Below are 26214 nucleotides of genomic sequence, written 5' to 3'. Positions count from 1 at the left end.
TGGAAAATCTTGACGTTTTGCTTTTGGCGGTAGTGATAATAAATCAACAGGCATCAGTTTAGAGGCTCGCTTTGGCATTCGGAAGAGAGGAAATCAATGTGCAGCCACAGCTACACTTATGTCCATCAAATGCAACAGGTAAGCCATTATCTAAAAATGTTGGATGTCCTTGGGAAATCACTACATTATTATGCCCTTTTTTAGGACATGATACGGGATCACCTAAGCGGGCGACACCAATACCGTTAAAAACCATTGATGAAGAACCTGATAATACTTGTCCACCACTTGTATTTTTATCACCAATACGAATAATACCTTTCATGATAAAAGTCCTTTACATTTAGTATGGGAAGCTGATAGGTACGGCTTTAAAGAAAACATACGTTAAAATGGAATTAAATAATAAATGTAATTCCATTCATAATAATTAAAAAAAGGTTTTCCAAAGATTTTTGGGGTTCATCGATGCATTAAGAATATATGGGTCATCCTTTTCTATCGGGCATTGAGCTTGGATAGACTCAGGCCAGATAGGACGACGGCTGGTTAAAATTGCGATATAGCGAGGTAACGCAAATAAAAAGGCTAACGGTACTGTAATAGGAAACAGGATCACAGGTGTACCATTATGTTGTGTCATGGAGTAGAAGAAGGTAAATCCAAAACTCTCTTTTTTATTTGCTATTGGTAAACAAAAAGGAATGCGTTCTTTCATACCTTGTGGACCTTCTTCCATATAACGACGCACAAATTCCCAATGGGCTTTCAGTTCTTCAAGATTGCTATGTGATGAAGGTAGACAAAAGGTATCGATAATCGTGATGCCATCATCCGCCAATACATGCCCACTAATATAATAATCCTTGCCGATTTCTTTGCGATGATTTAGTCCTGTCGTGAAAAACACGTTTTGCCATGGGGTAGTAAAGATAGAGCCATCAATACGTGTAGCGTGTACCAACTGGTTTTTACGATCAAACCGAATAGGGTAATGAGTCCATGCGAGCCATTCTTTTTTTAATAAGAATAGCATCCAAAGACCCATTGGACTTGCAATCAAGGTTATCGCTAGCATGAATAAAATATGGTCAATTGCATATTGTGACTGAATGATTGTACTAAAAATTAATCCGAATGGTGTACCCAAAAAAAATAAACAACCGAAGAAAGCAACAAGTGATAATAATCCCTTGGAAGAATAAAATTTATCTACCATTTCCAAGTAATTAGAATTTATCGTAATAACTTTTAAATCCGGCATGAGTTGTTTCGTATCGATATTGATTCGTGTTTTTTGCTCTAATTTTCCTGTAAATTCACTTTCATTTAATGGTCTATTGATTTTAAATTGTGGAAATAATCCGTAATAATCCATATTTATTGTCCTATTGCGCGTTTAAACTGTTCCATTTCCATCCACATAGAGGGATAAATTTCGGGCCACTTGTCTACAGGGATATGTTTGGGGACTCGTCGCCACCAGCATTTCTCTAACCATTTTTGAATATTGTCCTGTCCTTCATACGCGATAAAAATAGCGGTTCCTAATGCGATGAGTACGGCAATCACGGTGCCAAAAACGGGTATTGTTGAAACAAGTGCAGCAAGAATAAGCCATATACCACTTGCTCCAGAAAGAAAATAAGCAAAAGCGAGGCCATAATTTTTTTTACCAACTTCATCAAACAGATGAAAAATATCAAACGCAATAGCTACTATCCCTGCCCCTACACCTACACGCACTCCAAATGTTTTAAGGGTGTTATATGCCGTGATATTCTTGAAGCTTCGTAATAGCACAAATCGTTGAACACTTTCATCCAATACACCGATAGTGCCACTGATGATACCAGCAACGCCTGACAAGAAACGGCTATGTGCTTCAAATTGATCTTCAGAAAGCGTTTTCTTGTCACTTAAATCGGCGGAATGGAACAAGGCTAAGCTTTGTAAAATTACTGATAACCCACCAGCGCTGACAACCATAGCGGATTTTCCTGTCCCAGAGGTCATACTGGTGCGATATTGGGCGTAATTTATTGCTTCGGTTTCACTGAATAGTCGTAAGAGTTTAGTTAAAGCCCTCTCTTGTTGTTTCGGGGGAAGCTGTTTTACTCGGTCAAGCTCTCTAGTATCAATATCAACCCAATAATCCAAGATTTTATTTTTGTTCATCGGTAAACCTGAAACCCGTAAACGCTTCAACTCTTCGTGGACAAGCCGATTAATTTCAGATTCGTTTAATGCGTTGTTGTTATCACTTAATCGAATCAAGGCGTCTGACACTTTTTTAGCAAAATGGCCAAATTTTGCCTTTTTATGAATTCGTACAATTTCTTTATTTTGAAATGCAGCTATTGCGACAGCAAAAGCATAAACTTTAGGGGAGCTGATGGTGCTATCAAATGCTTTCATTGTGCTGGTGGCTAGCCGACCTAAATAGATTGCTATGACTGATTGCGATGCTAAACTCTGAGGCTCTATCACTTTTGCAAAAGCATCGGCTAGCCCAGACCAAGGCAATGTAATTTTGCTGACGGAAATATTTTTGTCGATGGTAGACCATGGTAACTCAAGCACTTCAATTGATTGCTGTGCTGTTGCTTCATTAATTTTCTCCGCTAAAACTGCTTGATTAAGTACTAAAGCTCTTCCCAGAATATTACTAGGATCAGACAAGCTATTTAATAGTGACTGATGGAAAAAATCCATGCTGCCTTTTTTGTCCGACATATTCGTGATGCAGTAGCTAACAATGGCTGTGTAAGCAATGCCGCTTAACAAATCATTAGGGTCAAAGTATTGTTGAAAATAGTGTTGTAGTGTTGAAGATTGAAACCAATCCAAATAGAGTTTTGTTCGGGGGCTGACAACTCGCTGATTATATTCGGTTAATATTTTTTGGAATTTAAGTCTAAAATCATCAACGGCATCAGCATAATAATACTGCTGATATTTTGCCCAGTTGGCATCGGCAGCTGCTGACATGTGTTGATCGCGAACTGGAGTATATATTGTTTCAACAGCGGGTTTGTTTCTGACATGAAGGTACTCAAAAACCCCTCCTCTAGCGCGCTTATCATTAAACTCTGTTTCTGCGGTATAAGCTCTTTCAAAGTCTGTTCTCATACCCGCCTTCAAGCCAGATATAGCTCCATAGAGTGCTACCTTTCGCTCAATATCTGGTCGGTTATAGACATTTCTATCTAGTTCATACTGAATTAATGTCGGGAGGTCTTTTAAAATTCCCGTTGGATCTTGAAGTACAAAGACAGCACCACGAGGATCCAATTGGTCATCTGGGCTCTGAACGACAGTTTCAATTTTATTCCCCGAGGCTGTTGGTATAAATATCTGTGTTTGAATTCGATAAGAATAGGTGATAAATCCATCAAGCGCTCGGGATAATAGTGAGGTAGACCAGCCACGCATTTGACTTTTTTGGGCATGTTGGTGGTATTCCGCAATCGTATTCTCAAGTTGTGCTAATGGCAAGGTTTGCTCAGTATTTTGGCTATTTAGCCATGCATCCATATCAAAGGGCTGCATATACTGCTCTCGGTGGCTTTTATCTTTGAATTGTTTTCGAATGGATTCTGTCCATTTCACTTCCGACCATGCAAACCAAAATAAACCATTTTTCATGCCACTAGGCATTATCGGCAGGGTAATTAAAGAGGCTTTTGCCAGCTCCTCAGGATTATTTACACAAGGTTTAGTTTCACCAGATATAACATCGTCAGGTGCTTCACCACTTTCGGGAATCGGGTAATAAAACCCACCGTCAGTAATATAATAATTAATCCATGAGTTACCTAATTCATCCCAAATATTTAAGTAGCCAGAGCGCAATAACCGCAAGGTATACGCAGTTTCCCCTTGGGCTTCAACGGGGACATGAATACTTTTAGGCATAACAGGGAGAATGTCATGCTGAGACATAATAGCAGGGCGAGCTAATAAAATGGGAAATCCACGTCGAATGCAAAAACTGCAACCTTGCGACTCATTTTTATCTTTCATATCTAGATTCCTTTAGACGTTATTAACGTGGGAGCATTGGCTTTTATTTCTTGCCAGCGCTTTTCATTCCAATTGGAGGTTGTACGATGGTAATATTCAGGATTATGAGCAGCAACTTTTAATACGGCTTGAACATCATGATGTAACCAAAAAGCACATTGTTGCTTGATGCCTTGCTGTACAAAAATATTTATATCTTTATTTATAACCAAGCCACAATTGGATGCGATCAATAGCAATTCATCAATGTGTCGGCTAAGTCTAATTTTTTCGTCTAAGTTTTTTGTAATAGGTACTTGCTCTAACACTTGGTTAATTAAACCAATCCTATTAATTTGTTCTAACGGCAAATTAATAGGGTCATTTTTGATATAGGGTACTTTTTCTTGAAAATTTAACGTATACCATTGTTTATCAATAAAAAATGTCCAAGATGGAATCACTTGCATTTTTAAGTAAGTTTGCAACTGCCAAGGGGTCAGCATCCAAGATAATTGAATTAAAACTCTGGGGTCGTAGTAGCGAAAAAGATAGTTTTGTTGTTTTTCATCATTAATTAAAAGAAGGCTAGCTAGCTCATTGCGCAATGATTCTGCTGATAAAGGGCTACTGAGTAATAAGTTGATGTTAGGTGTCGAAAGCCCTTGATATTGTTCTGTTATTCTAGTGGTGAACATATCCCAGTCTGAAGTGGGTAATTCATGTAGTGATATCAGTGCTGGATATAAATGTGATTGGGGTGCCAAGTGTGCTGAGACAATATCTAATGAGGGATAGTCATCAAGCAATGAACGAGCAAATGCTTTATCAATTAATGCAAATTGGTGCTCACCGAAATTTTTATGTTGGGGTAGATAGTGTATCATACAATATCCTTAGCGTAGAGGTACAATACCTGAACCCTGTTGAGCAGCTTCTGAAACCATGGATTCACAAGCAGTAAATTGTGGATACGGTATGTTCAACGTTGCAGCATCCATATATTGAAGATTTGAACTTTTTACATTGAAGTCTCCACTAGTTCCGTGCTCTATCTGTGAACCTTCAATGGTGATATATGAGCTACCAGATTGCAGTGTGATTTTTTTCTTCGCACTGATGATAATTTCATCGTCGGTACTCGTAATATTCAGTCCTTTTTGTGCAATGATGTCGACTTCACCTGTTTGGGCTTGAATTTCTATCTTGCCTGCCGCACTCACTAACTTCATGCCTAACTCATGAGCGAATAACACCATCTTTTTCTTGGCAAATAAAACCATGCGCTTTAATGATGAAATTTCTGTATTGCCTGCTGCTGTATAGATTTGATTGCCATTACTGCTGTGCTGAATGTGCTTTGGTGTGGAAGTTGCTATACCGCCAGGTGCGCCGACAAGAATGACCGGCTCTTGTAGTTGTTCAATATTTTGTTGTAGAAATACTTCTTGCGTTTGGTTGTCTAAAGAGTCGATATTTGCCTGTTCTAATATTGAGGACAAAGATTCAGCCGTAGATAATGCATCAGAAAGTTGGCGTTTAATTTCATCTATATTGAGTTGTTGCTCGTTCGCTTTTTCTTGCTCTTGAGTACTTATTAACAACCCTTTACCCGCACGAATCGCGCCCCAGCTATCGGTGCGTAGCTCAAAACCGTCACCACGTTGTTCGCGTTCGGCGTTGACTAAATGCCCCAAGTTTAACTGGGTTTTTCCGCCATACTCAGTGCTGAGCTTAATATGCTCTTGCCCGCGTTTATCCTCCATGCGCAGCTTGTTATTTGCAGGTGTGCGGATCACATTGCGGGTGTTATTTTTATCTGTAACATGGTCGGGGTGGCGGGAATCATGCAGTGCGTGGGCGATATACGGGCGGTCAGGGTCACCTTCATGGAAGGCAATGGCAACTTCAGTCCCTTGAATTAGCGGAAAATGCATCCCGTAAGTATCGCCGGCGTAAGGTTTTGCCAAACGTACTGGCATACTTTCGTAACCCTTAGTTTTATCATCACGATCTGCATCGAATTTAACCCAATAAAAACCATGCTCATCTTGATGAGCATAAATATCCTGGTCTTTTACGCTGGTGACGCGTGCCATTAATGTTCCGGCAATGACAGGGCGTGATTTGAGTGCAGGACGCCAGCACAGTGATTCAGTGTAAGGCACGGCATCGAAACGGACAGTTAGTGCTTTATCTCGGCTGGCGGTAAAGCGTAGGCGAGTAATTAAAATCGGTGATTTGAATACGCTGGGTAACGTCGAACTGAGCGGATTGTCTTGAATGCTTAGCACTAATAATGGGGTCAGGTCTGCTGCGCTACTTTCCCCGCGCAGTAAAGTCTGACGAGCTAAAAAGCGCTCGTGGTCGAGTCTTGCCCAGAAGTTAGCCGTTTCCGTTTCTGGGTGAATTTTATCCCCACGGGTTAGGTGGCGGCCTTTATAGTGGTAAACATCCCCGTAGTTGGTTTTCTCTCCATCACCGCGGGTCATGTCTGCAACGGCGGAAATCAAAGTATCTTCCGCTAGTCGGTGGTTATAGTCTTTGGCAAAAACACTGCTTTCAACCACTTGATGACGCAAAGATAATCCCCAAACACTGTCGGCATGGTTATCGCTCAGCCCAGATGGGCTATTTAATGGCAGGGTTTTGTCATACACATAGCCGCGCTGGCTATCCGTAAAATGGAGGACTTCAGTTTGGGTTTCATCTTGCAAACCAAAGCGATAGAAAATACCCACTTCACTGAGTAAGCGCTCAATAAATTGGCGGTCACTTTCATTAATCTGGTTAATTTGCTCGCGTTTTGGGTACGCTTTGTCGAGATGAAATTCGAACTCCCAGCCTTTGAAATTATGCTCACGCAGAATCTGTTCAACCACATCAGGAATGGATTGGTTAATAAAAAAACGGTGGGTACGAATTTGATGGCGTAGTAGCGCAAAAAAAGGCTCGATAACTAACTGGTAGCGAGCTTCATCCGCAGAGCCAGAGAGGCGACGGAAATCCGTCACTACGCCATGAACGCGCTTGGCAACGCTAGGTTGAGTGGCGAGTCCCATTACGTTATTTATCGGCGCAGAAAAGGTCAGGCTGGCATTGCGGCGCAGTAATTGTTGAGCAGAAAGATCTTGGGCGGAACAGGTAAACGTAATTTGGTAGCGATAGGTATCGCTAGCGGCTTCACGTCCCGTAAAATGTTCAACATCCAGTAAATCTGAGCAGCCTTGCACTTCTAAGCGATAGCGGTTTTGACCTTGGAGTAGGTTTTTGGCTGTATCGAGTAGGCTCATGGATTTATCTCCTCAATATCACTGAAACTCAGAGTGATCCCTTCCTCTTCGCTATACCCTAAATTTAGGCTTTGCGCTTGCTGGTGGTTAGCTTGGCGCATGAGTAATTGCTGGCTCAGTACCGGTAAAATTTGTTGATTGAGCAGGCTATCTATATTTCGGGCGCCGGTGTCTGGTAACAAACAGGCGCTCACGAGCGTGTCATACAGTGCTTCTTCTACAATGCCTTCAAGCTTGTAGTGGGTGTAGAGACGCTTAATTACGCTGCCCAGTTTCATTTCAACAATTTGGCGCAGTGCGACAGGGCCTAATGGGCGATAAATCAAGGTTTGGAACCGAGCGAGTAAGGCGGGTTGGAAATGATCCCGTAGGGTTGGTCGCAATATTTCTTGAAGTTCACTATCTGTAGATTCAGGGAATTCTTCCAACTGCTGCATTAATAAATCACTGCCTAAATTCGCCGTCATTAAGATTACGGTATTACGGAAATCGATTTCACGACCTTCGCCGTCACGCATAAATCCGCGGTCGAAAACCTGATAAAACAGGTTGAGCACATCGCGGTGGGCTTTTTCTACTTCATCGAGTAATACGACACTGTATGGGCGTTTACGAACGGCTTCCGTTAAAATCCCGCCTTGACCATAACCCACATAACCTGGAGGGGAGCCTTTTAATTGGCTAACGGTGTGGGCTTCTTGATACTCAGACATGTTAATAGTGATCAAAGATTTTTCGCCACCAAACAGGACATCTGCTAAGGCTAAGGCAGTTTCAGTTTTACCGATTCCGCTTGGACCGACGAGCAAAAATACCCCTTGAGGACCATTTTCAGATGCTAAGCCTGTACGAGCGGCGCGTAGACGTTGTCCTAGTGCCAATAACGCACTTTCTTGCCCGACAACTCGTTTTTCCAAAGAACCTTCCAGCTCAAGCAGTTCGGTTTGTTCGTCTTTTAATAAGCTGGATAGGGGGACTCCAGTCCAGTCGGCAATCACAGTGGCTACGGTTCGTACATCCACATCTGGTGTAATCAGTGGTTCCCCGAGCTGAACTTGCTCTAATTGAGCTTGAATTTCACTCACATCTTGGGCTTGTCGACGCTGTTCCATTAACTGATTAATCAAACTTTTTTCTTGCTCAAAACGGTGTTCTAATTCAGTCAGTTTCAGCATGATTTGAGCATCTTGAGTCACTAATTCACTGAGTAACGATTGATTGCTCATGTTACCAATCGCTATATCAGCAAGAATGGCTTGTTGTTCAAGTTTTAAAGCGACACGTTTGGCTTTTAAACGCGTTATTTCATCTGGAAGAGTGTCGAGACTCATACGGATACGTGCACTGGCGGTGTCGAGCAGGTCAACGGCTTTATCTGGGAGTTGTCGACCTGTTAAGTAACGTCGGGATAAAGTCACCGCAGCTTTTACTGCATCATCAGTAATATGGACGCCATGATATTTGGCGTAGCGGGGTTTTAGTCCTCGTAGCATTAAACTGGCTTTTTCGTCATCAGGCTCATCCACTTTAACCACTTGGAAACGGCGTTCTAAGGCCGCATCACGCTCAAAATATTGTTTATATTCAGACCATGTAGTTGCCGCAATAGTACGTAATTCACCACGGGCAAGCGCTGGCTTCAGTAGGTTAGCAGCATCAGCCCCACCGGCTTGGTTACCTGCGCCGATAATAGTATGGGCTTCATCAATAAACAGTAAAATTGGGGTTGGTGATTGTTGCACGGCTTCAATAACGTTTTTGAGACGCTGTTCAAATTCACCTTTTACCCCAGCTCCCGCTTGCAGTAAGCCTAAATCTAACGTGCGCAATGATGTAGTTTGTAAACTAGTAGGAACATTACCTTCAATAATTCGCAGCGCTAAGCCTTCTACCAATGCAGTTTTACCTACACCGGGTTCACCAACTAAGATGGGGTTATTTTTACGGCGCCGAGAAAGAATATCTACCATCTGGCGAATCTCATCATCACGCCCAAAAACAGGGTCAATTGCCCCTTCGCGCGCTTTTTCGGTGACATCGATCGTAAATTTATTGAGTACAGCAAGTAAGGCATCGTTCAATGTATTGCCAATTAAATTTGGTGCATTGGATTCATCTACTGGTTTGGCATCAAGAGGAGCTTCATTCGGTAGGGATTGATTATGCGCGGCTAATTGCTGAATTTCAGGTCGTTCATCTGATTGAGCATCTAGCATGGGTCTTAAGCGTTGTAACTGTGTGAGACTTAATGTCATTAATGGCCATAGCGCATCATTTGGGACAAGGGAGGGCTGTTTTACCATTGCCGCAAGAATGTGTACGCTGCGAATGTGTTCGATATCCTCATCAAGTGAAGCTATGACCCATGCATTTTGGATTAAATTAAGTAACTGTTTGGATAAGGTAGGGCGGGTATGGATTGAGCGTGGAAGGTTATCTATCTCAGTTAGTAAGTTTTGCCAAAGCGCTGAAATATCCCATTCATAACGGCGTGCTAACACTGTGATATCACTTTCACCGAGTTCAAGGAGTTTGAGAAGCCAATGTTCGATCGTGACCTCAGCATGAGCGCGTGTTTGGCACAAGGAAGCCGCTGCCTCAAGTGCATTTGCACAAAAAGGATTTAAGCGACGTAATAACATAACTGAAGGATTTTCCATGTTCTTTCCCTAGATAATCTTGTGAGTTTCAATGTGTTTAGGCACGCTACCGCCCCTAACCATTAACCGAGGTTCATAAGGTTGATGTTCGTGATAGGTGATACGCCGAGAATGGCGCAGTATTCTGTGTTTAATGACAAAGTCGATTTTGTGCGAGTCAGGTTTGCACAATATGTGCAATAAAAAAGCAGGCGCTAAAACGCCTGCTGGGATTAATTATGCGGTAGCGCGTTCATTCCAAGAGTCAGAATGAATGATGTTGCCGTCTTTGTATGTCCACGTGATTTTTTCGTAGCGCAGCTCAATCTCTTCGAGATGGTTGTGCTTCTCTTTGCTTGGGTCTTTGATATCGTGCATTTTTGGTGCTACTTTCACGACTTTGACATTTTCAAGTTTAGTATTGAAATACTCGACTTCTTGTCCTGCATCATCAATGCGGTACCATTTGAACTCAGCTTCTTTCAAGGTTTGACCAGTGGTCACGGCCTTGTAAAGATAAGGACTTGAAGCATCAATTTCTTTTACGAAAATGAATGGAGTATGGATGCGAGTACCCGTTAATTTCCCGGTATTGTTATCTGTTGGGATATAAAGGTTATGGTCTTGAGCGACAACTTCAATGCTACCTTCACGGTCTTGTACATTGACAGAACCTTTGATTTCAGCACCGCCATCATCTTTCAGCCATAAATAAACAGGGATTGCCATAGTTACTTCTCCTTTTGTGGGGAATGTGTGCCACCATCCATCGATGGCACGGTTTTGATGTCCAATAATTGGCAAGCTTCGGCTTGCGGTATTAGACGAATTTCTACACGTCGATTTTGAGCTCGACCTTCGGATGTTTCATTGCTAGCCACTGGGTTGTTTTGCCCGTAGCCTTGCACTGCAAAGCAGGTTGGTGAAATATCGCTGGTTTGTATCATCCAATCACGAACAGATTCAGCGCGTTTTAATGATAGTTTTTGGTTCAGTTCTGGGTTGCCGGTACTGTCGGTATAGCCAGAGACCACAATCAACCAGCCTGATTTGGCTTTGATATTCAGTAAGGCATCTACCAGCACTTTGGTTGCATCTGTTTTCAGCGTATATTGGCCCACATCAAATAGAGATAAGCTGTCGAGGGTCACCATTTCTGGTGCTAAAACAGGAGCATTAGGGATTATTTTAGGTTGTGTAGGTGCCCAGCTACCGAGCAGAGTATGTAAGTAAGGAAGTAGACGCTCTCCTTGGTAGAGAGCTAATGAATAGGCTGTTGGAATCCCTTCACGCTCCCAACGGGATAGCTGAGCTGCATCTTCCTGTAATTGCTGGTATGCAGTGAGTTTTGGCGCCAGAGGGTTATCCGAGAGCTGTAAAAATCGTTTTGTATCTTCGCCAATATGGCGAATAAGTTGCTGGTTATGATGATAGCTCCCTACTAACGCACCAATGAGAAAAATACCAAAGAGCAGACCTACAGCACCAACAGTTCGTTCTGTACGACTCAGGCTAATGTCGTGTTTTAAGCGACGTAGCATCACATCAGGTAATGGCAATAAATCAGTTACTTGAGTTGAGAGGGCTAAAGGTAACGATGTTTTTTCTTGAATAAATTGTTGCCATAAATTGTTTGGTTGACTGGAAATATCGATCCACTGAATTGCCCATGCAGAAGGGATCAATTTTGGAGCTCCAGCTTGAGGCATTGTCAGCTGAGGGATGAGGATTTGGTTTAACCAGCTTTGCAGAAGATCAAACCAGAGTGAAAGTTGAAGACTCTGCTCAGTATGCCCAATTTGTGCGGGTAACCATGAGGAGTAGGGCGCTGACATCGTGCCCTCTTGCTCCACTTGAAATTCACTTTGATGACTGAGTAATGTCATCCATGGTGTATGCTCATAGTCGACCCGAAAAGTTGAATCTAGTTGATGAGGAGTGGAAATATAAACAGTTACCCAAAATGGCAGTTTAGTGCCTGTCTTCTGGCGACTTTCGCCAATAGCACGTCGCCAATTAAGTAATTCTTGAGTAAATGTTTCTTGCTGGGTTAGTTGTTCAGGTATCACCGTGTAAAGTAAAGATATTTGTCCTAATAAGGATGGTGCATACTCGATTAAAACAGTCACCAACTTAGCTAATTCAGTTGGTGCAGAAACATAAATATACCAGCCTTGGCTAGTTTCACGATGTAATTGATTATCAAGAAATAATGCCTGTGATTGCCCGCAAACTAAAATTACGGGTCCCTGATAATTATCTGTAGGAAATGCACCTGTATAGTCGTGTTCAGTGGAGACATTTTGGCGTCGCTGTTTATAGTGCCAAAATAATATTCCACTGGTGAGAGCTAAAACTAAGACTGAAATAAAAATGGTGACAGTCTGTCCCAGAGACCAAAATCCCCAGAGTAGCCACAGGAAAAGACCCGTCGCAAAAAGCGTCAGACACTGTTTGATTGGGTTTTGCATGACTATCCTTGTGTCATCCATTGTTGAAGCAAATGTTCTAAGGACGCTGAAAAGCCCCACCACATACCAGCGAGTAATAGAATTCCGCTAATCCAGCCTAGCCAATAAAGTCGGCGACGGCTAAAGCGTAGTTTAGGTTTTACCACAAGAGGTAATTCGGATGAGATTAAGTAATCAGGCAGTTGAACGTTGAGCTGAGCCATAACTTGCTCACGTTCTGGGGCATCTTTACGGCGAAATTTACCGACAAATCCAAGAGTGAGAACACGATGAAAGCACAGCAAAACATCAGGATTAGGAGCTGTTTCATTTAAGATGCTACGTAATCTATCCCATAGTTTGTCGCCAGCTTCTAATGTATTGAAATAACGAGCTTGGAGAGGGGATTGAATCCAAGTGTTATATCCTTCATCCCGTGTTTGGCGGTTCATGATACTTTCATCAATTAGTGCACATTGCGCATATTGCATATGTTCAACAGCGGATTCAGCATACCCATGCTCTAGCAATTTTTGACGTGTTTCATCCACAAGTTGGCAAACACGACGGTAAAATCCATCACCATTAGTGATGGATATTCCTTGATTGATCTGACAAACCATCAACCATGTTTGTGCAAAAATCATGTCGATAGTATGGTGTGAGGTTGGATTATTCATGAGCGAAGTACCGCGAATAGCTCTAATTGAATGTCGCCTAATGTGCTAGGGACGTAAAACGCACACTGCCCTGAAGACAACATGGCCTGACCTGCCGGCGTTTCAATATCCAACGCAAAATATTGATTTTCTAATCGGAGAGGAACTGCGGTTGGGACATGGCTGAGAGCTTTCAATGGAATGCCATTTAATGCCACATTTACGACGTCTGCAACATCATCACTGCTACCCGCTTTACACAGTAAAGGGAATTGAGTGATCAGCAAGTGAGCTGGTAAAGATGAACGTACAGATAAATAAAAATCAGCTTCTTCACGTAATCGACCATCATGGAGATGACCTTTCCAGAAAGGTCCCTCTTTTATGAGATCGATGCTAATGACTCGAGATGGTAAGCTCGCTTCTAGCAATGTATTTAAGAGCGTAAATAATGGAGGAAAAACCTGCTCTGGGTGACCATGTTTATATAACGGAATATCGTCAAGTTGATGGTCAAGGGAAAAAGTTAATAGGCTTCCAGCTAGACGGGCTAATTCCCTATACAATAATTCAGGATGTCGGCTTAGTGATGCACTAAGCTCATTTAAAACAGGTTCAGCGCTATTGAGGGAATTTAATAACCAAAATAGTGAAACGTCCGCGACAACAAAATCTGCCATTTTTTCATTACTTTCACGGCGTAATGCCATTAACCGGCGACGTTTAGCGACTAGACGATGCATGAATTCAGAGAGCAGGGTGACCAACTCAAGACTACCACTACAAGCTAAGAGCGGAGGAATGAAATGTGTGTCAAATACCCATGCACCTTGTGTATTCCGTATTAGCCTTGCAACAGGGCAAGTCATGAATGCGGCATTTTCATCGTGCGCTAAACGTAGGGTTACCATATGACGTAACACTGCGATGTCCGTCTGCTCATGGCCCAGCAAATCTTGGACCTTTATCCATTCTTGATTAAATCGACGTGGACGATCGGTGCCTGTTTCAGGAATCAGATTACCGCCATTTGCTAACATCAATGGTAATGCTAAAACGATATCTAAAGTTTGTCGTTCAGCATATTCATTTAAAGAAAAAACGGGAGGAAGTGCATCTGCGAGAGTGGTATCAATAAGAGTCCCATCCGGAAAGCGGACGATCATATTTTGTGCACTGAGGCGAGAAAGTGCAAGAGCACTTTCATCAAATTCAGTACTAATAACACCCCATGGAGAAGCAATTTCCATACGGGAAATGACCTCTGCAACATGGCTATCCCAGCGAGCTTGTTGCTGAAATTGTTGAGGGGCTAAAAAGGCCCCGTCAGTCCATAATGGACGGTAGATTTTCATCCTGAATGACCTTTAATTTCCGTTATGCTTTTGCTTTAGGCATTTGTGAAACTAGTGATAAATCAACATCCATACCTTCTACTTGGAAGTGTGGTACCGCATACAATTTCACTCGGAAGAAACCTGGGTTATCTTCGATATCCTCAACGACAACTTTTGCATCACGCAGTGGGTGAGAAGCTTGTAAATCATCACCTGGATCTGTCATTTCAGTCACTAAACCTCGAACCCAATTATTGAGTTCTAATTCAAGCAATCGACGATCTTTAGTGGTACCGATGTTTTCACGTTGAATAAGCTTCAAATAATGAGCAATTCGTGACAATAAGAAAATGTAAGGTAAGCGCGCGTTGATACGACTGTTAGCGGTTGCATCAGCAGTTTCATATAAGGCTGGCTTTTGTGCCGAGTTAGCAGAGAAGAAGCAAGAGTAATCACGGTTTTTATAGTAGGACAGAGGAATAAAACCAAGATTGGCAAACTCAAATTCACGAGTTTCAGGGATCATAACTTCTGATGGGATTTTTACTTGGCTACCAGTACCTAAGTCAAAGAGATGAATAGGTAAATCTTTAACAGCACCGCCAGCTTGAGGTCCACGAATTTGTACGCACCAGCCATTATTGATAAAGCTTTTTACCATATTGGCAGCAAAAGCAAATGTCGCATTAGTCCACAAATATTTTTCATGGTCAGGTCCTTTAACCTCTTCAACATAATTGAAGCTACGTACTGGGACAGTATCTGGACCGTAAGGTAGACGCCCTAAAACACGGGGCATGGTGAGCCCAATATAGCGAGCATCATCAGAATCACGGAATGATTTCCATTTAATGTATTCAGCTCTATCAAAATAGTTGCCAATATCCTTGATTGCAGCAACTTCTTCCATAGTTTCTTTTCCAAAGAACTTTGGACCTACAGAACCGATAAATGGCATGTGAGCGGATGCGGAGACTTTTGAGATACTGCGCAGTAATGCAATGTCTTGCGGGCTGCGGTCAAACTCATAGTTTGAGATCATTGCTGCAATAGGTTCACCACCAGGGGTATCATATTCAGCGATGTAGGTGTGCTGGTACAGACCACTTTGAATCACTTCTGGGCTATCTTCGAAATCTTGACGTAAATCGTCTTTAGCAATATCAAGAAGCTCAATTTTCACATTTTGACGGAAGTCCGTACGATCAACTAGGAATTTTAGACCACGCCATGTGGACTCAACTTTTTGGAAATCATGATGATGCATAACTTCATCAAGTTGTTGGCTGATTTGTTTATCTAGTTCAGCGATGTGGTGATCCAACAGGTTACGGTCTAAACGTTCAACTTTTTGGCCAGATGATTTTAAACGGTTAAGAAATACTTGCACAGCAACAGTCACTCGTTCATCCGCAGTGGCATCAGCAAGTGCAGCGTTATCTTGAAAAGCATTAATATCAGTTATTGTTGAGACCGGAGTTAAATTGATTTTTTCAAATAATGAAGCGTAAACACCGTGGTTAGATGCGTCATCGAGCACTGCAGTTGCGCTTTGGGTAGATTCAGTTTTTACAGACATCAGCATAATCCTTTATTAATCCAAATTAATCTTTTTTTGGTGCTAGCTGTGCTAGTTCTTCACGTAACTCATCACTAAGCGCAGGATCTTTGAGGATACTTTCGAGTTCGCGGCGAAATGTAGCGTTATCGAGTAGATTTGATTTGAGGTCACGTAGTAAATTACGCATTGCTAACATTGCTCGTAATTGAGGAATTTGGCGGGCAACTTGCTCAGGTTCGAAATCTTTCATATTTTTGAACGATAATTTAATACTTTCTTCGCTGTTATCACCTGCAAGCGTATTTTTAACTGTTACATTTATTGTTGGAGTGAACTCACTCAACACACTGTTAAAGTTATTTTTATTGATGTTAATCTTTTCTCGTTCTGACAGCGCTCGGCTGTCCTGCCCATTACTGTAATCTCCTACTGCAAGTAATTTCAGAGGTAATTCGACTTTTTTCTGTGCACCACCAGTGTGTAAGTCTAATTTTATGTTGACGCGTGCTTTTGGCACTTCATTCTGGAAGCTATCTGACATTTTCTAGTCCTTTAAAAATAGCCTTACTCGCGAATAGTTCGATCTATTGCGAAATAATCTATCTGTTTGAATTTAAATTTAACTTAGTTTGATCTTTTCCATTTATATAACTTTAATTAAATTAAATCAACAATTCTTATGTTTTATGATGATTTACACGTAATGAGTTTAAGTATATTTACAGTAACTTAAAGGTTGAATTTTAATAAATCCTTTTATTTCAATTGATTATTATTTTTTGTAAAAGAATTGATGAAAGGCTATTTATTTATTTTTAGGTATATTCTTAAGAAAAATAGAATATATAAACATACCTACACATATGGAGTGTAAGTTGGTTTTAATAGAACTATATGGATATAAAATCAATTATTTGAATAATGTTCAATATTAATGGTTAAATTAATAATTAATTTTGGAGTTTAAATCTATTTGAGTTTTTATTTTTTCATGGATGTGGTCAGGCATATTAAAATAGCATTTTTCACTATTTGTGATTTATTTCGCTATTTGGAAACGTAGATGAAGTAGAAACCTTATTGGTCTAATTAGTAAAGCCTACGTTATCTATCAGTTTAAGTTGGAAGGTGATATTTAAGACATAAAAAAACCAACCTATTTGAAGAGTCCAATTTTATGGGAGCACTTCATTTTGGGTTGGTTTTTTTATAGGAATTTGGTCGGCATGAGAGGATTTGAACCTCCGACCCCGGACACCCCATGACCGTGCGCTACCAAGCTGCGCTACATGCCGATTGCACTATCATGTGACTTGCACAGGCAAAATATACTACTCAAATCATCCGCAAAATCAAGATGGAAATAAGATGAATGGTTAAAATTAAAACATTAATTTTCATTAAAACGTTTGAGTTCAGTAAATATTTTCAACAGTTCAGCTAAGTTTGGCTTTTCGTTTTCGTTTACAGCACCTTGCTGGTCATAAATGTTAAATTGACCATTACGATCCATGTACATAGTGGAGTGATTGGTGGTAATAACAACATCATTATTATCGCCTGTAATTACCCAAGGATAGGTGCGTTGGGGGCTAAATAGGTCTTCACCTTGGCTATAATCATCTGGTTGGTTGTTGACATGCAACATACGTTGCATGATGGTTGTCATAATATCCTGATGGCTAGTGAGCTTGTCAATCTGCTGGGATGGTGTATTTGGCCAGTAGATAAACAGGGGTACTTGCATATTATCGCGATTGAAATGCTTTTTATTTACCCAGTCAGTATCTTGTGATCCATCATTATTATAATTTGCAGTGATCACAATAATGGTGTTGTTAAGTTTATTCTGAAGCTTTAGCTTTTCAATCACTTGATTAATTTGATTGTCTGTTTCATGGCTTCCCGGAGTACCTTTAATATTCAAGAATGAGAACCAAGGTGAGCCTTGTTTAACATTATCTAGCCATAAATTCCATTGGGCGATAGTTTGATTATCATTATCCGCTGCTTTTGCTGGCATGGAGTAATCAGACAATATTGCTTGACGGAATAATGGTGAACTAAACCCATCGGTTGAGAATAGTCCAAATTGATAGCCTTGATGCTGTAATGCTTCAATCAAAACTGAAGGGTGCCGGCCATTAAGAATATTATCAAGATAGGTTGATGATATTCCGTAGAACAGACCAAATAGGGACGTATCATTGCGTAGTCCCGTAGTATAGTGATTAGTAAATTGTGAACTAATATCTTTGAATTCTTGTAATGAACGCATTTGTTTTTGTTGGCGCTCATTGCCTAAATCATCGACAACGACCAACAGTAAGTTATAGCCAGTACCTTGATCTTGATAGCTTAATGGCTTCAACGGATATTGTAGTTTCAAGGCTGTAGGGCTACCTTGCTGGAATACTCGATTTTGATGCTCAGTTAAATCCAGAAGTCCATACCTGTCGAGTAATTTTCGAGCAGTCATTGGTTGTGATAAGGGATAATTATATCGCTGCATGGTAATAGGGCGATAAAAATTGGCATCAGCCCATGCATACATTAAGTGAGACATAACAAACGTCGCAATAAAAATTCCTGCAAGTGGCTTGCCAAAAGTTTGCCTACTTAAGCTACGTAATTTTTGCCAACTCCATGTAGCAAACAACATCTCAACGAGGAAAATGATAGGAATACTGATAAACATCAGCTGCCATTCACGTGCCATTTCCCCTTTAGCGGGATTGATAACGAGATCCCAAACTTGAGGAGTAAGATGAAGACCAAATTGGCTAAAAACGCGAATATCAAAAAGTAATAGCGTGATCCCAGCAGTGGCGAGTGCAACACAGATGACCCTAAGTAATCGCTGAGACATAACAATAAAGGTCAGTGGGAAGATGATAAGCAAATAAGTAGCAAAGACTACGAAGCTAAAATGACCTAACCAACTGACAAAAGCATAAACGCGACCAGCGAGCGTATCTGGCCAGTCAAAAATAAACAGATAGCTGCTACTTAGCAGGAGGCAAAGTAGTATGTTGAATAGTGCAAACCAGTGTCCCCAGCCAATCATGTTGGAGACTTTATCACGGTAGCGCTGATGGGTGACCATGCTGTTTATTTATCGACCAATTAGTGTGATTTATCTTCTTTAACAGACGAAATTAATGCATTAGCAAAAGACTCTGCAATCATTTTACGCTGCGCCGGAGCGACAGATGTATTGAGCAGATTAGTAACCATGTTGCCTAACACCATTAATGATAGATCTACTGGAGTATGGTTTTTTTCTAACACACTTACAAGGTCAGACAGTAAACCTTCAACTTTTTCATCACTATAGCGAGATGATTGTGGCATAAATTGTGACATCCTAAATTAATGAAAGCTCCATATAATAGCCCATTGTGGGTGACTTTTCTTCATTCTTTAAACAAATTTTCGTTTAATTGATAATAATGCTTATTTAGATCATCGAAGTGGATAATAGTTCGCCATAAAAGTGATAAAAAAGAGGCGAGTGATAGTTTAGGTTGCAGCAGAATAATTTCAGTGTTTGAATACGCGACATTATTTCTGCGAGTTAAAGGAGCCAACAATGAGTCTGGATATTACCCAGATAGCTTTACATCAGTTGATTAAACGAGATGAACAGACCTTAGAAGTCATGTTACGTGATTCGTTATTAACGACAGATAACGTTGTGCAAGACATGATGGCAGAATTACATCGTGTGTATAGTGCGAAGAGTAAAGCATTTGGTGAGTTTAATGAAGATAGTGAACTTGCGGAGGCCTTATCTTTATTACGCAAGGGCGAAGAAGAGTTTTTAGGTTTTAGTCGTGCAATGACGGTGCGATTAAAAGATGAGTTGGCAAAATATCCCTTTGCAGAAGGTGGTATCGTTCTATTTTGCCAATACCGTTATTTAGCGGTGGAATACCTTTTGATCGCGGTACTCAATAGTTGCGATAGCATGTTTGTGACTGAGTCGCTGGACTTAGATACTACTCATTATCTAGATATCCCTCATGCAGATATTGTTGCACGTATTGATTTAACTGAATGGGAAACTAATCCAGAGTCTAAGCGCTATTTAACTTTTCTTAAAGGACGAGTTGGACGTAAAATTTCTGATTTCTTTATGGATTTTTTATCCGCATCTGAAGGATTAAATGCGAAAGTACAGAATAAGGGACTTGTTCAGGCATTAGATGATTTTTGTGATAGTGCTCAGATGGATAAAAATACTCGCCAAGCTTATAGACAGCAAGTACATAGCTACTGTACTGAGCAGCTTCAATCTGGTGAAGAAATAGAGTTAAGTGAATTATCAAAAGAGTTACCGACACTGGAGGATCAAAGTTTTGAGGACTTTACTCGTCAGAATGATTATCAACTCGAAGAAAGCTTTCCCGCAGATAGAGGAACGCTAAAGCAACTCACTAAATTTTCAGGTAGTGGTGGTGGAATAACGATTAATTTTGATGCGATGTTGATGGGGGAGCGTATTTTTTGGGATCCTGTCACCGATACATTAACGATTAGAGGAACACCACCTAATTTACGTGATCAATTACAACGTCGTGGTAATAAATAAGCGTTGACGACTAGAATAGTGTCCTAGAAATAAATAACGCCGCAATTGCGGCGTTATTTACTCGGCGTCCCGAAAAACTCTAAAGCTCGGCTATGGGCTTTAATTAAGCGCGCAGGAAGTCAATGTGCGTCACTTTTGGCTTAAATGGGTGACGTTGAACAGCCTGAACTTTTACTTTAGTTTCTTTACCATCGATAACCAAGTTCAGAATATCGTAAAATCCTGCTTTGCTTTCTTGGTTGATAATTTCATCGTGGTTCAGAGTAACAGAGATAGCTTCTTGGTTGCCACCGTAAACGACAGCTGGCAGTTGGTTAGCTCTGCGCAGGCGGCGGCTCGCACCCTTACCCTGCTCTTTACGTTCAATTGCATTGATAGTTAACATTACAATTTCTCTATAAAAGAAAAAATAAAATCCTGCTACAGGCGACCCAGCAGCAGGTTCGATATTTGGCCCTGTAAAATTATTTCGCTAGGCGAGATATACGAAGGCGGGCGCAGTTTAACGAAAAAATGCCCAACGGGCAATCATTAAGATCACTATCCGCCAAGTAGAAAGTTAATTTATATTAAAATTAGTTGTCAGGCTAGTGGGGTTGAAGTTCTAAATCGACCTTGATAATCAAAGATTTTTTCACGAATCTCCCAGTAATTCTCTTTTTTCCGTGCCACAATAAATTGTGGGTAACGTAATAATGATCGCTGCAAGATAATATCATTGGCATTATTCCAGTTAAATGGAATTCCGGGAGCGCGATGATGTTCACGTAAGAATCGGTACTCAAAAGCCCGTTTCTGGGCTGGAGTCGACAGACGAAAGCGTTCGGAGATGGAGGTACCATCTTCATCGTAATAATTGATTTTTAGCCATTCACCCTTAGCATCGCTGCCTGGCATTAGCTCCATGCCTCCACAACGTAAAATTAACGCATCTTTGAGTTTTAATGCGGCTTTGAGCATGTCATCAGGATCACTAAGAACTTCTTGGCATTTATGGCAGCGTCGGGCTGCTATATCATTCTCAGATCCACAGTGTGGGCATTGTTTGAATCGAAAACGAAATTCGCATTGCTGTTTTTTGCCTTGCTCATCTTCCTCCCAACCTTGGCAGCGACGTCCATAGTGCTCGACAATTTGACCATCTGAGGTACATTTCCCCCAAAATATATTGGCAAATTGACATAAAGGACAGAAGACTTGTACTGGCACACTGCTTGAATTAGGTTTAGTCGTACCGACTTCAGGGCGATAAAGGTCATGGGGGTTACCCGCATAATCTAAGATTAAGCATTGTGTTTTTCCTTTATCTAATCGTAAACCTCGACCTACAATTTGTTGGTATAAACTGACAGATTCAGTTGGGCGTAATATGGCAATTAAATCCACGTGAGGGGCATCAAAGCCAGTTGTCAAAACGGAGACATTAACTAAGTAGTGTAATTTTTTATCTTTGAATTGATTAATAATATTGGCGCGATCACTTGCAGGGGTTTCTGCTGTAACTAAAGCTGCGCAATTCTTTGGTAAATAACTTAGAATTTCTTTGGCATGTTCAACGGTGGCAGCAAAAATCATACAACCCTGTAATGGAGCAGCATACTCTACGATTTGAGCAACAATTTTAGGGGTTATACGCTGTTGTTTTTTAATGGATAAATTAAGCTCTTGTTCGTTAAAAATACCTGACTGGTTAATCGATATCTGACTGAAGTCATATTGCAAAACAGGCATATCAAGTCTTTCTGGTGGAACGAGATACTTATTTTTAATCATATAGTGCAGTGGTAACTCATAAATACAGTCTCGAAAAAAACACTTTTCATCACCGCGGATCATGCCATGATAATGATATTGATAAATCCAACCATGACCCAAACGATAAGGTGTTGCGGTTAATCCCAGAATACGCAATGTGGGGTTATGATTTTGTAAGGCTTGAATGATTTGCTGGTATTGGCTTTTATCATTTAAGCTAATTCGATGGCATTCATCGATAATAACTAATGAAAATTTATCATTAAAATCAGTAAGATTACGAGCAACAGATTGAACGCTACCAAATACAACTTTACTTTGCGACTCTTTGCGATTGAGTCCTGCAGCAAAAATATCAGCATTTAAACCATAAGTGAGGTATTTTGCATGGTTTTGTTCTACTAATTCTTTGACATGAGCTAAAACTAAGACTCTTCCTCGAGCGAGTCGAGCCAACTCGGCGATCACCAAACTTTTTCCAGCTCCTGTAGGCAGCACAATGACTGCTGGCTCAGTATGTCGGCGAAAATAGTGAATTGTTGCATCAACCGCTTCTTGCTGATAAGGACGCAGAGTAAAACTAGGTGATAAAGTTACAGGCATATTATTCAGTTTTTTTAAAAAAGGCGGATGATTAATGTTAGATTTTAGTTAGCGCCATGGCTAGGTCTAAATTTTCGAGTTAATTTTGCTTTGCTATCACTTGTTACGTCTTGTTGATATAATTGATTATGTGATAATAATCACAGTAATCTTTCGTTCTATATTATGGCAGCACGGTGCTATTGTACCTCTCGCTGACATTCCATCAAGTTAAGAGAATCTATGCGATTGGATAAATTTTTGTCCCAGCAATTAGGGATAAGCCGGAATTTGGTAGCACGTGAGCTTCGTGCTGGTAATATCACGGTTGACGATAAAGTAGTAAAATCAGGTTCCATGCAAATTAGTGCTGATAATGAAGTATCTTATGACGGTAATGTGCTCATACAGATAACTGGCCCTCGTTATTTTATGCTGCATAAGCCTGAAGGGTATGTATGTTCAACTGACGACCCAACGCACCCCACAATTCTTTATTTTATTGATGAGCCAGTCACTCAAAAATTGCATGCAGCTGGCCGTTTAGATATAGACACCACGGGATTGGTATTACTTACTGATGACGGACAATGGTCTCATCGTATTACCTCTCCTAAACATCATTGCGAAAAGACTTACCGAGTTCAGTTAAGTGAAGATATTACGGATGATGTTATTCAAAAGTTTGAGATCGGTGTCATGCTAAATGGTGAAAAAAGCCCCACTAAGCCAGCTCAATTGGAAATTATCTCTCCTCGTGAAGTGTTATTAACTATCAGTGAGGGTCGTTATCACCAAGTGAAACGAATGTTTGCAGCAGTAGGCAACCATGTTTGTGGTCTGCATCGTGAGCGAGTCGGAGAAATCAGGCTAGACGAACAGTTAGAACCGGGAGAATATCGACCTCTAACTGAAGATGAAATTAACAGTATCACTGTTCCCCGTTAATAGTGAGATAGCAGGAGTTTAAAGCGTGCAGCAACAGCGTTCATCCTATTTGGGGCTGATTTTAATATTAGGTTTGCTATCAATGCTAATGCCATTAGCTATTGATATGTATTTGCCTAGTTTTCCGGCAATGACAGGATACTTTAATGTAGATGAAGGGCATATTCAAATGACCCTAAATAGCTACATTTTTGGTTTTGCAATTGGTCAGTTATTTTATGGACCGATGGCGGATAGCTTGGGACGTAAACCAGTTATATTAGGTGGAGTGATTGTTTTTGCATTTGCTTCAGCGGCTTGTGCGGTTGCTGAGTCCATCGATGTTTTTATTTGGTTACGATTCTTACATGGTTTTGCTGCCGCTGCCGCAAGTGTGGTGATCAACGCATTGATGAGGGATATGTTTACCCGTGATGAGTTTTCTCGCAGCATGTCTTTCGTTGTACTGGTGATGACCATTGCACCATTACTCGCCCCTATCTTGGGTGGGGAAATGATGCGTTGGTTTTCATGGCACGCCATTTTTTGGAGTATTGCGATTGCAGCTGTAATTGCAGTAGTTTTGGTGAGTTGCTTTATTCGTGAAACATTGCCTGCAGAGAAAAGGCAAACTTTCCATATAGGAACCACACTTAGACAGTTTGCCACCTTATTTCGTGCTCGACAGGTATTATTCTACATTTTAGCTAGTTCATTTTCTTTTGCGGGAATGTTTTCGTTCTTAAATGCAGGATCATTTGTCTATATTGATTTGAACGGCGTTTCACCTCAACATTTTGGCTATTACTTTGGTATCAACATCATTTTCTTATTTATTATGACGACAATTAATAGCCGTTTCGTTCGCCAATTTGGTGCAGAGCGAATGCTGTATTTTGGTATTATTATCCAATTTGTCATGGGAATATGGTTATTAACGACGACAGCCTTAAATATGGATTTTTGGACTTTGGTGATCGGTGTTGCGATTTATGTTAGTGGGATTGCTATGATCACATCCAATTCAATGGCCGTCATTTTAGATAATTATCCACACATTGCGGGCACGGTTTCATCTCTTGCTGGCACTATCCGTTTCTCTATAGGGGCATTGATTGGTACTTTACTCTCCATGATCCCTGCAAAGAGTGCTTGGCCTATGGTTGGTTCGATGGTGGGCTGTGTTGCTCTATCCATGCTATTTGTTCTTTTAGCGAAAAGAGCCAAGTAGGTTCACTATGTATCAGTTTCAAGGATGAAGCTGAACAACTCCATTAATTTCCCGCCAGTATTTTTATCATCTTGATTTATATCTCTAATATATTATTCACTATAGCTATATGTTAACCTGTTCAATAGATCGAAAAAAACGATTAGTAACGATATGTAATTATTCTATTTATCTAAAAATGATCTACATCAAGTCATTAAATAAGAATAGTTGTTAAATTTATGTATTATGATTGGCGGATGATTACTATCATTAAAAATGATAATACTGGAGAGGGTCCCCTCAAAAAACACATAATTATTAATATATCTTAGTGATTATGTAAAAATAAACGGTTTAATTATGGATTGTGTTGGGTTTGTAATTAAAAAATGTTTAATTTTTTGTTTTTTTGTTGGTAAAATCTTCATGCAATGATGTGTGTCACAAAAATTTAACGACATGCTACTTTTTTAGTGTTATATTTAAGTTCTTGAATTTAACAATTGTGTTACTTTTTGTATTTGTTAAAAGTTCGGTTTGAACGAGGATTTCTTTAAGACATATGCATCTCTATTCACTCTTTAATTGAGAGTGGGGTACAAAGAAGAGAGACATTGTCTCTTGGGGAGTTTCAGTATCTAAAAGAATCGATACTCATTTAGTGAAATGTAAGTTAAGTCGCCAAAATGGTGAGCTCTGCTTACTTGTCAAAATGACGGCGTGTTTTAATAGGAAATTTTTGTGGAAAAATTAGGTCTTTCGGTAGTCCACAGGTTGCCGCAAAGTTACCGCTGGTTATCCGGAAAAATAGGGACTGATGTTGAAGTTGTTCCCATGAATGATGCCAATAGCGATAAACTTGTAGGACTAAAATTATTAAGTCATGATTGTGAGACAGACTGTATAGCAATGAAACAGTTGTCTGAGTCATTGTCTGAAATGCAAATAGACAACGCTATACTAGAATGGCAGAAAGAAATGTGTCTATTTATTCGTGCTAGCGATGAACTTACTGCAATGTGCCGATTGAAGGCATCTGGTGTTGCCATTGCAGAATTAGCCTCAGGTTTCTATTGCGCTTAACGGTAGTGTATTCCTGACAGGGGCTAGTAGAAGAACAGAATCTGCCATGACATAATTTAGCTATCGCTGTGCGAGTATGATGAAATGGTGTTAACAATAAAAAAAGCTCGTTCGTA

20 protein-coding genes and 1 tRNA gene are annotated in these 26214 nt (G+C 40.5%); 4 read left to right on the top strand and 17 right to left on the bottom strand.

Features of this window, described 5'->3' with window-relative positions:
• Positions 1-58 precede the first annotated feature (58 nt).
• From PROVRUST_RS13800 to PROVRUST_RS13730, 15 genes are all read right to left on the bottom strand, one after another.
• Positions 59-325: a PAAR domain-containing protein gene (locus PROVRUST_RS13800; protein ID WP_006815478.1), complete on the bottom strand. Its 267-nt coding sequence runs from the start codon at positions 323-325 to the stop codon at positions 59-61.
• A gap of 105 nt (positions 326-430) precedes the next feature.
• Positions 431-1378: a DUF6708 domain-containing protein gene (locus PROVRUST_RS13795; protein WP_006815477.1), complete on the bottom strand. Its 948-nt coding sequence runs from the start codon at positions 1376-1378 to the stop codon at positions 431-433.
• Positions 1379-1380: 2 nt separating this feature from the next.
• Positions 1381-4026: a T6SS effector BTH_I2691 family protein gene (locus PROVRUST_RS13790; RefSeq protein ID WP_006815476.1), complete on the bottom strand. Its 2646-nt coding sequence runs from the start codon at positions 4024-4026 to the stop codon at positions 1381-1383.
• Positions 4027-4028: 2 nt separating this feature from the next.
• Positions 4029-4892, bottom strand: a complete 864-nt coding sequence (locus PROVRUST_RS13785; RefSeq protein WP_006815475.1) for a DUF4123 domain-containing protein — start codon at positions 4890-4892, stop codon at positions 4029-4031.
• A gap of 9 nt (positions 4893-4901) precedes the next feature.
• Positions 4902-7298, bottom strand: a complete 2397-nt coding sequence (locus tag PROVRUST_RS13780; RefSeq protein WP_006815474.1) for a type VI secretion system Vgr family protein — start codon at positions 7296-7298, stop codon at positions 4902-4904.
• Positions 7295-9958, bottom strand: a complete 2664-nt coding sequence (gene tssH, locus PROVRUST_RS13775) for a type VI secretion system ATPase TssH (protein WP_006815473.1) — start codon at positions 9956-9958, stop codon at positions 7295-7297. Before tssH ends, PROVRUST_RS13780 begins: the two co-directional genes overlap by 4 nt.
• 216 nt (positions 9959-10174) lie before the next feature.
• Complete coding sequence (locus PROVRUST_RS13770) at positions 10175-10666, bottom strand: Hcp family type VI secretion system effector (protein ID WP_006815472.1); 492 nt, start codon at positions 10664-10666, stop codon at positions 10175-10177.
• A gap of 2 nt (positions 10667-10668) precedes the next feature.
• Entirely contained in the window at positions 10669-12408 is a 1740-nt protein-coding gene (locus PROVRUST_RS13765; RefSeq protein WP_039855333.1) for an OmpA family protein, read from the bottom strand.
• A gap of 2 nt (positions 12409-12410) precedes the next feature.
• Entirely contained in the window at positions 12411-13067 is a 657-nt protein-coding gene (tssL, locus tag PROVRUST_RS13760; protein WP_006815470.1) for a type VI secretion system protein TssL, short form, read from the bottom strand.
• Positions 13064-14401: a type VI secretion system baseplate subunit TssK gene (gene tssK / locus PROVRUST_RS13755; RefSeq protein WP_006815469.1), complete on the bottom strand. Its 1338-nt coding sequence runs from the start codon at positions 14399-14401 to the stop codon at positions 13064-13066. Before tssK ends, tssL begins: the two co-directional genes overlap by 4 nt.
• Positions 14402-14423: 22 nt before the next feature.
• Positions 14424-15968 carry a type VI secretion system contractile sheath large subunit gene (gene tssC, locus PROVRUST_RS13750; protein ID WP_006815468.1) on the bottom strand — a complete coding sequence of 515 codons (1545 nt, stop codon included), beginning with the start codon at positions 15966-15968 and terminating at the stop codon, positions 14424-14426.
• A gap of 19 nt (positions 15969-15987) precedes the next feature.
• Positions 15988-16485, bottom strand: a complete 498-nt coding sequence (tssB, locus tag PROVRUST_RS13745) for a type VI secretion system contractile sheath small subunit (protein ID WP_006815467.1) — start codon at positions 16483-16485, stop codon at positions 15988-15990.
• A gap of 677 nt (positions 16486-17162) precedes the next feature.
• A tRNA-Pro gene (locus tag PROVRUST_RS13740) sits at positions 17163-17239 on the bottom strand.
• Positions 17240-17334: 95 nt separating this feature from the next.
• Positions 17335-19050, bottom strand: coding sequence for an LPS biosynthesis-modulating metalloenzyme YejM (gene yejM / locus PROVRUST_RS13735; RefSeq protein WP_039855330.1), 1716 nt, complete (start codon positions 19048-19050; stop codon positions 17335-17337).
• A 20-nt stretch (positions 19051-19070) separates the two neighbouring features.
• A complete protein-coding gene (locus PROVRUST_RS13730; RefSeq protein WP_039855328.1) occupies positions 19071-19298 on the bottom strand; it encodes a YejL family protein in 228 nt (75 codons plus the stop codon).
• Positions 19299-19536: 238 nt separating this feature from the next.
• On the opposite strand from PROVRUST_RS13730, the gene yejK reads away from it, so the two are divergent.
• Positions 19537-20538: a nucleoid-associated protein YejK gene (yejK, locus tag PROVRUST_RS13725; protein ID WP_006815463.1), complete on the top strand. Its 1002-nt coding sequence runs from the start codon at positions 19537-19539 to the stop codon at positions 20536-20538.
• A 103-nt stretch (positions 20539-20641) separates the two neighbouring features.
• Here yejK and rplY read toward each other — a convergent pair whose 3' ends face one another.
• Both rplY and radD read right to left on the bottom strand, forming a co-directional pair.
• On the bottom strand, positions 20642-20923 hold the full coding sequence (gene rplY, locus PROVRUST_RS13720) for a 50S ribosomal protein L25 (RefSeq protein WP_006815462.1): 282 nt from the start codon (positions 20921-20923) through the stop codon (positions 20642-20644).
• A 197-nt stretch (positions 20924-21120) separates the two neighbouring features.
• Positions 21121-22896, bottom strand: a complete 1776-nt coding sequence (gene radD, locus PROVRUST_RS13715) for a DNA repair helicase RadD (protein WP_006815461.1) — start codon at positions 22894-22896, stop codon at positions 21121-21123.
• Positions 22897-23118: 222 nt separating this feature from the next.
• Between radD and rsuA the strand changes: the two genes are divergently transcribed.
• The 3 genes from rsuA to PROVRUST_RS13700 all read left to right on the top strand — a co-directional run bounded on the left by rsuA (position 23119) and on the right by PROVRUST_RS13700 (position 26098).
• Positions 23119-23823, top strand: coding sequence for a 16S rRNA pseudouridine(516) synthase RsuA (gene rsuA / locus PROVRUST_RS13710; RefSeq protein WP_006815460.1), 705 nt, complete (start codon positions 23119-23121; stop codon positions 23821-23823).
• Between the two features lie 25 nt (positions 23824-23848).
• Positions 23849-25033 (top strand): Bcr/CflA family multidrug efflux MFS transporter, encoded by a 1185-nt coding sequence (locus PROVRUST_RS13705; protein ID WP_039855326.1) that lies wholly within the window; start codon positions 23849-23851, stop codon positions 25031-25033.
• Between the two features lie 723 nt (positions 25034-25756).
• The gene (locus tag PROVRUST_RS13700; RefSeq protein ID WP_006815457.1) at positions 25757-26098 is read left to right on the top strand and encodes a YejG family protein; all 342 of its coding nucleotides are present in this window, start codon (positions 25757-25759) and stop codon (positions 26096-26098) included.
• The last annotated feature ends 116 nt before the right edge of the window (positions 26099-26214 follow it).

This window comes from Providencia rustigianii DSM 4541, assembly GCF_000156395.1.
Lineage (GTDB): Bacteria > Pseudomonadota > Gammaproteobacteria > Enterobacterales > Enterobacteriaceae > Providencia > Providencia rustigianii.
The sequence above is the reverse complement of the archived record's forward strand: the minus strand, read 5'-3'. Positions and strand labels throughout refer to the sequence as shown.

Coding starts and splice junctions, on each gene's coding strand:
- PROVRUST_RS13800 (WP_006815478.1), bottom strand. CDS start 325: ATGAAAGGTATTATTCGTATTGGTGATAAAAATACAAGTGGTGGACAA.
- PROVRUST_RS13795 (WP_006815477.1), bottom strand. CDS start 1,378: ATGGATTATTACGGATTATTTCCACAATTTAAAATCAATAGACCATTA.
- PROVRUST_RS13790 (WP_006815476.1), bottom strand. CDS start 4,026: ATGAAAGATAAAAATGAGTCGCAAGGTTGCAGTTTTTGCATTCGACGT.
- PROVRUST_RS13785 (WP_006815475.1), bottom strand. CDS start 4,892: ATGATACACTATCTACCCCAACATAAAAATTTCGGTGAGCACCAATTT.
- PROVRUST_RS13780 (WP_006815474.1), bottom strand. CDS start 7,298: ATGAGCCTACTCGATACAGCCAAAAACCTACTCCAAGGTCAAAACCGC.
- tssH (WP_006815473.1), bottom strand. CDS start 9,958: ATGGAAAATCCTTCAGTTATGTTATTACGTCGCTTAAATCCTTTTTGT.
- PROVRUST_RS13770 (WP_006815472.1), bottom strand. CDS start 10,666: ATGGCAATCCCTGTTTATTTATGGCTGAAAGATGATGGCGGTGCTGAA.
- PROVRUST_RS13765 (WP_039855333.1), bottom strand. CDS start 12,408: ATGCAAAACCCAATCAAACAGTGTCTGACGCTTTTTGCGACGGGTCTT.
- tssL (WP_006815470.1), bottom strand. CDS start 13,067: ATGAATAATCCAACCTCACACCATACTATCGACATGATTTTTGCACAA.
- tssK (WP_006815469.1), bottom strand. CDS start 14,401: ATGAAAATCTACCGTCCATTATGGACTGACGGGGCCTTTTTAGCCCCT.
- tssC (WP_006815468.1), bottom strand. CDS start 15,968: ATGCTGATGTCTGTAAAAACTGAATCTACCCAAAGCGCAACTGCAGTG.
- tssB (WP_006815467.1), bottom strand. CDS start 16,485: ATGTCAGATAGCTTCCAGAATGAAGTGCCAAAAGCACGCGTCAACATA.
- yejM (WP_039855330.1), bottom strand. CDS start 19,050: ATGGTCACCCATCAGCGCTACCGTGATAAAGTCTCCAACATGATTGGC.
- PROVRUST_RS13730 (WP_039855328.1), bottom strand. CDS start 19,298: ATGCCACAATCATCTCGCTATAGTGATGAAAAAGTTGAAGGTTTACTG.
- yejK (WP_006815463.1), top strand. CDS start 19,537: ATGAGTCTGGATATTACCCAGATAGCTTTACATCAGTTGATTAAACGA.
- rplY (WP_006815462.1), bottom strand. CDS start 20,923: ATGTTAACTATCAATGCAATTGAACGTAAAGAGCAGGGTAAGGGTGCG.
- radD (WP_006815461.1), bottom strand. CDS start 22,896: ATGCCTGTAACTTTATCACCTAGTTTTACTCTGCGTCCTTATCAGCAA.
- rsuA (WP_006815460.1), top strand. CDS start 23,119: ATGCGATTGGATAAATTTTTGTCCCAGCAATTAGGGATAAGCCGGAAT.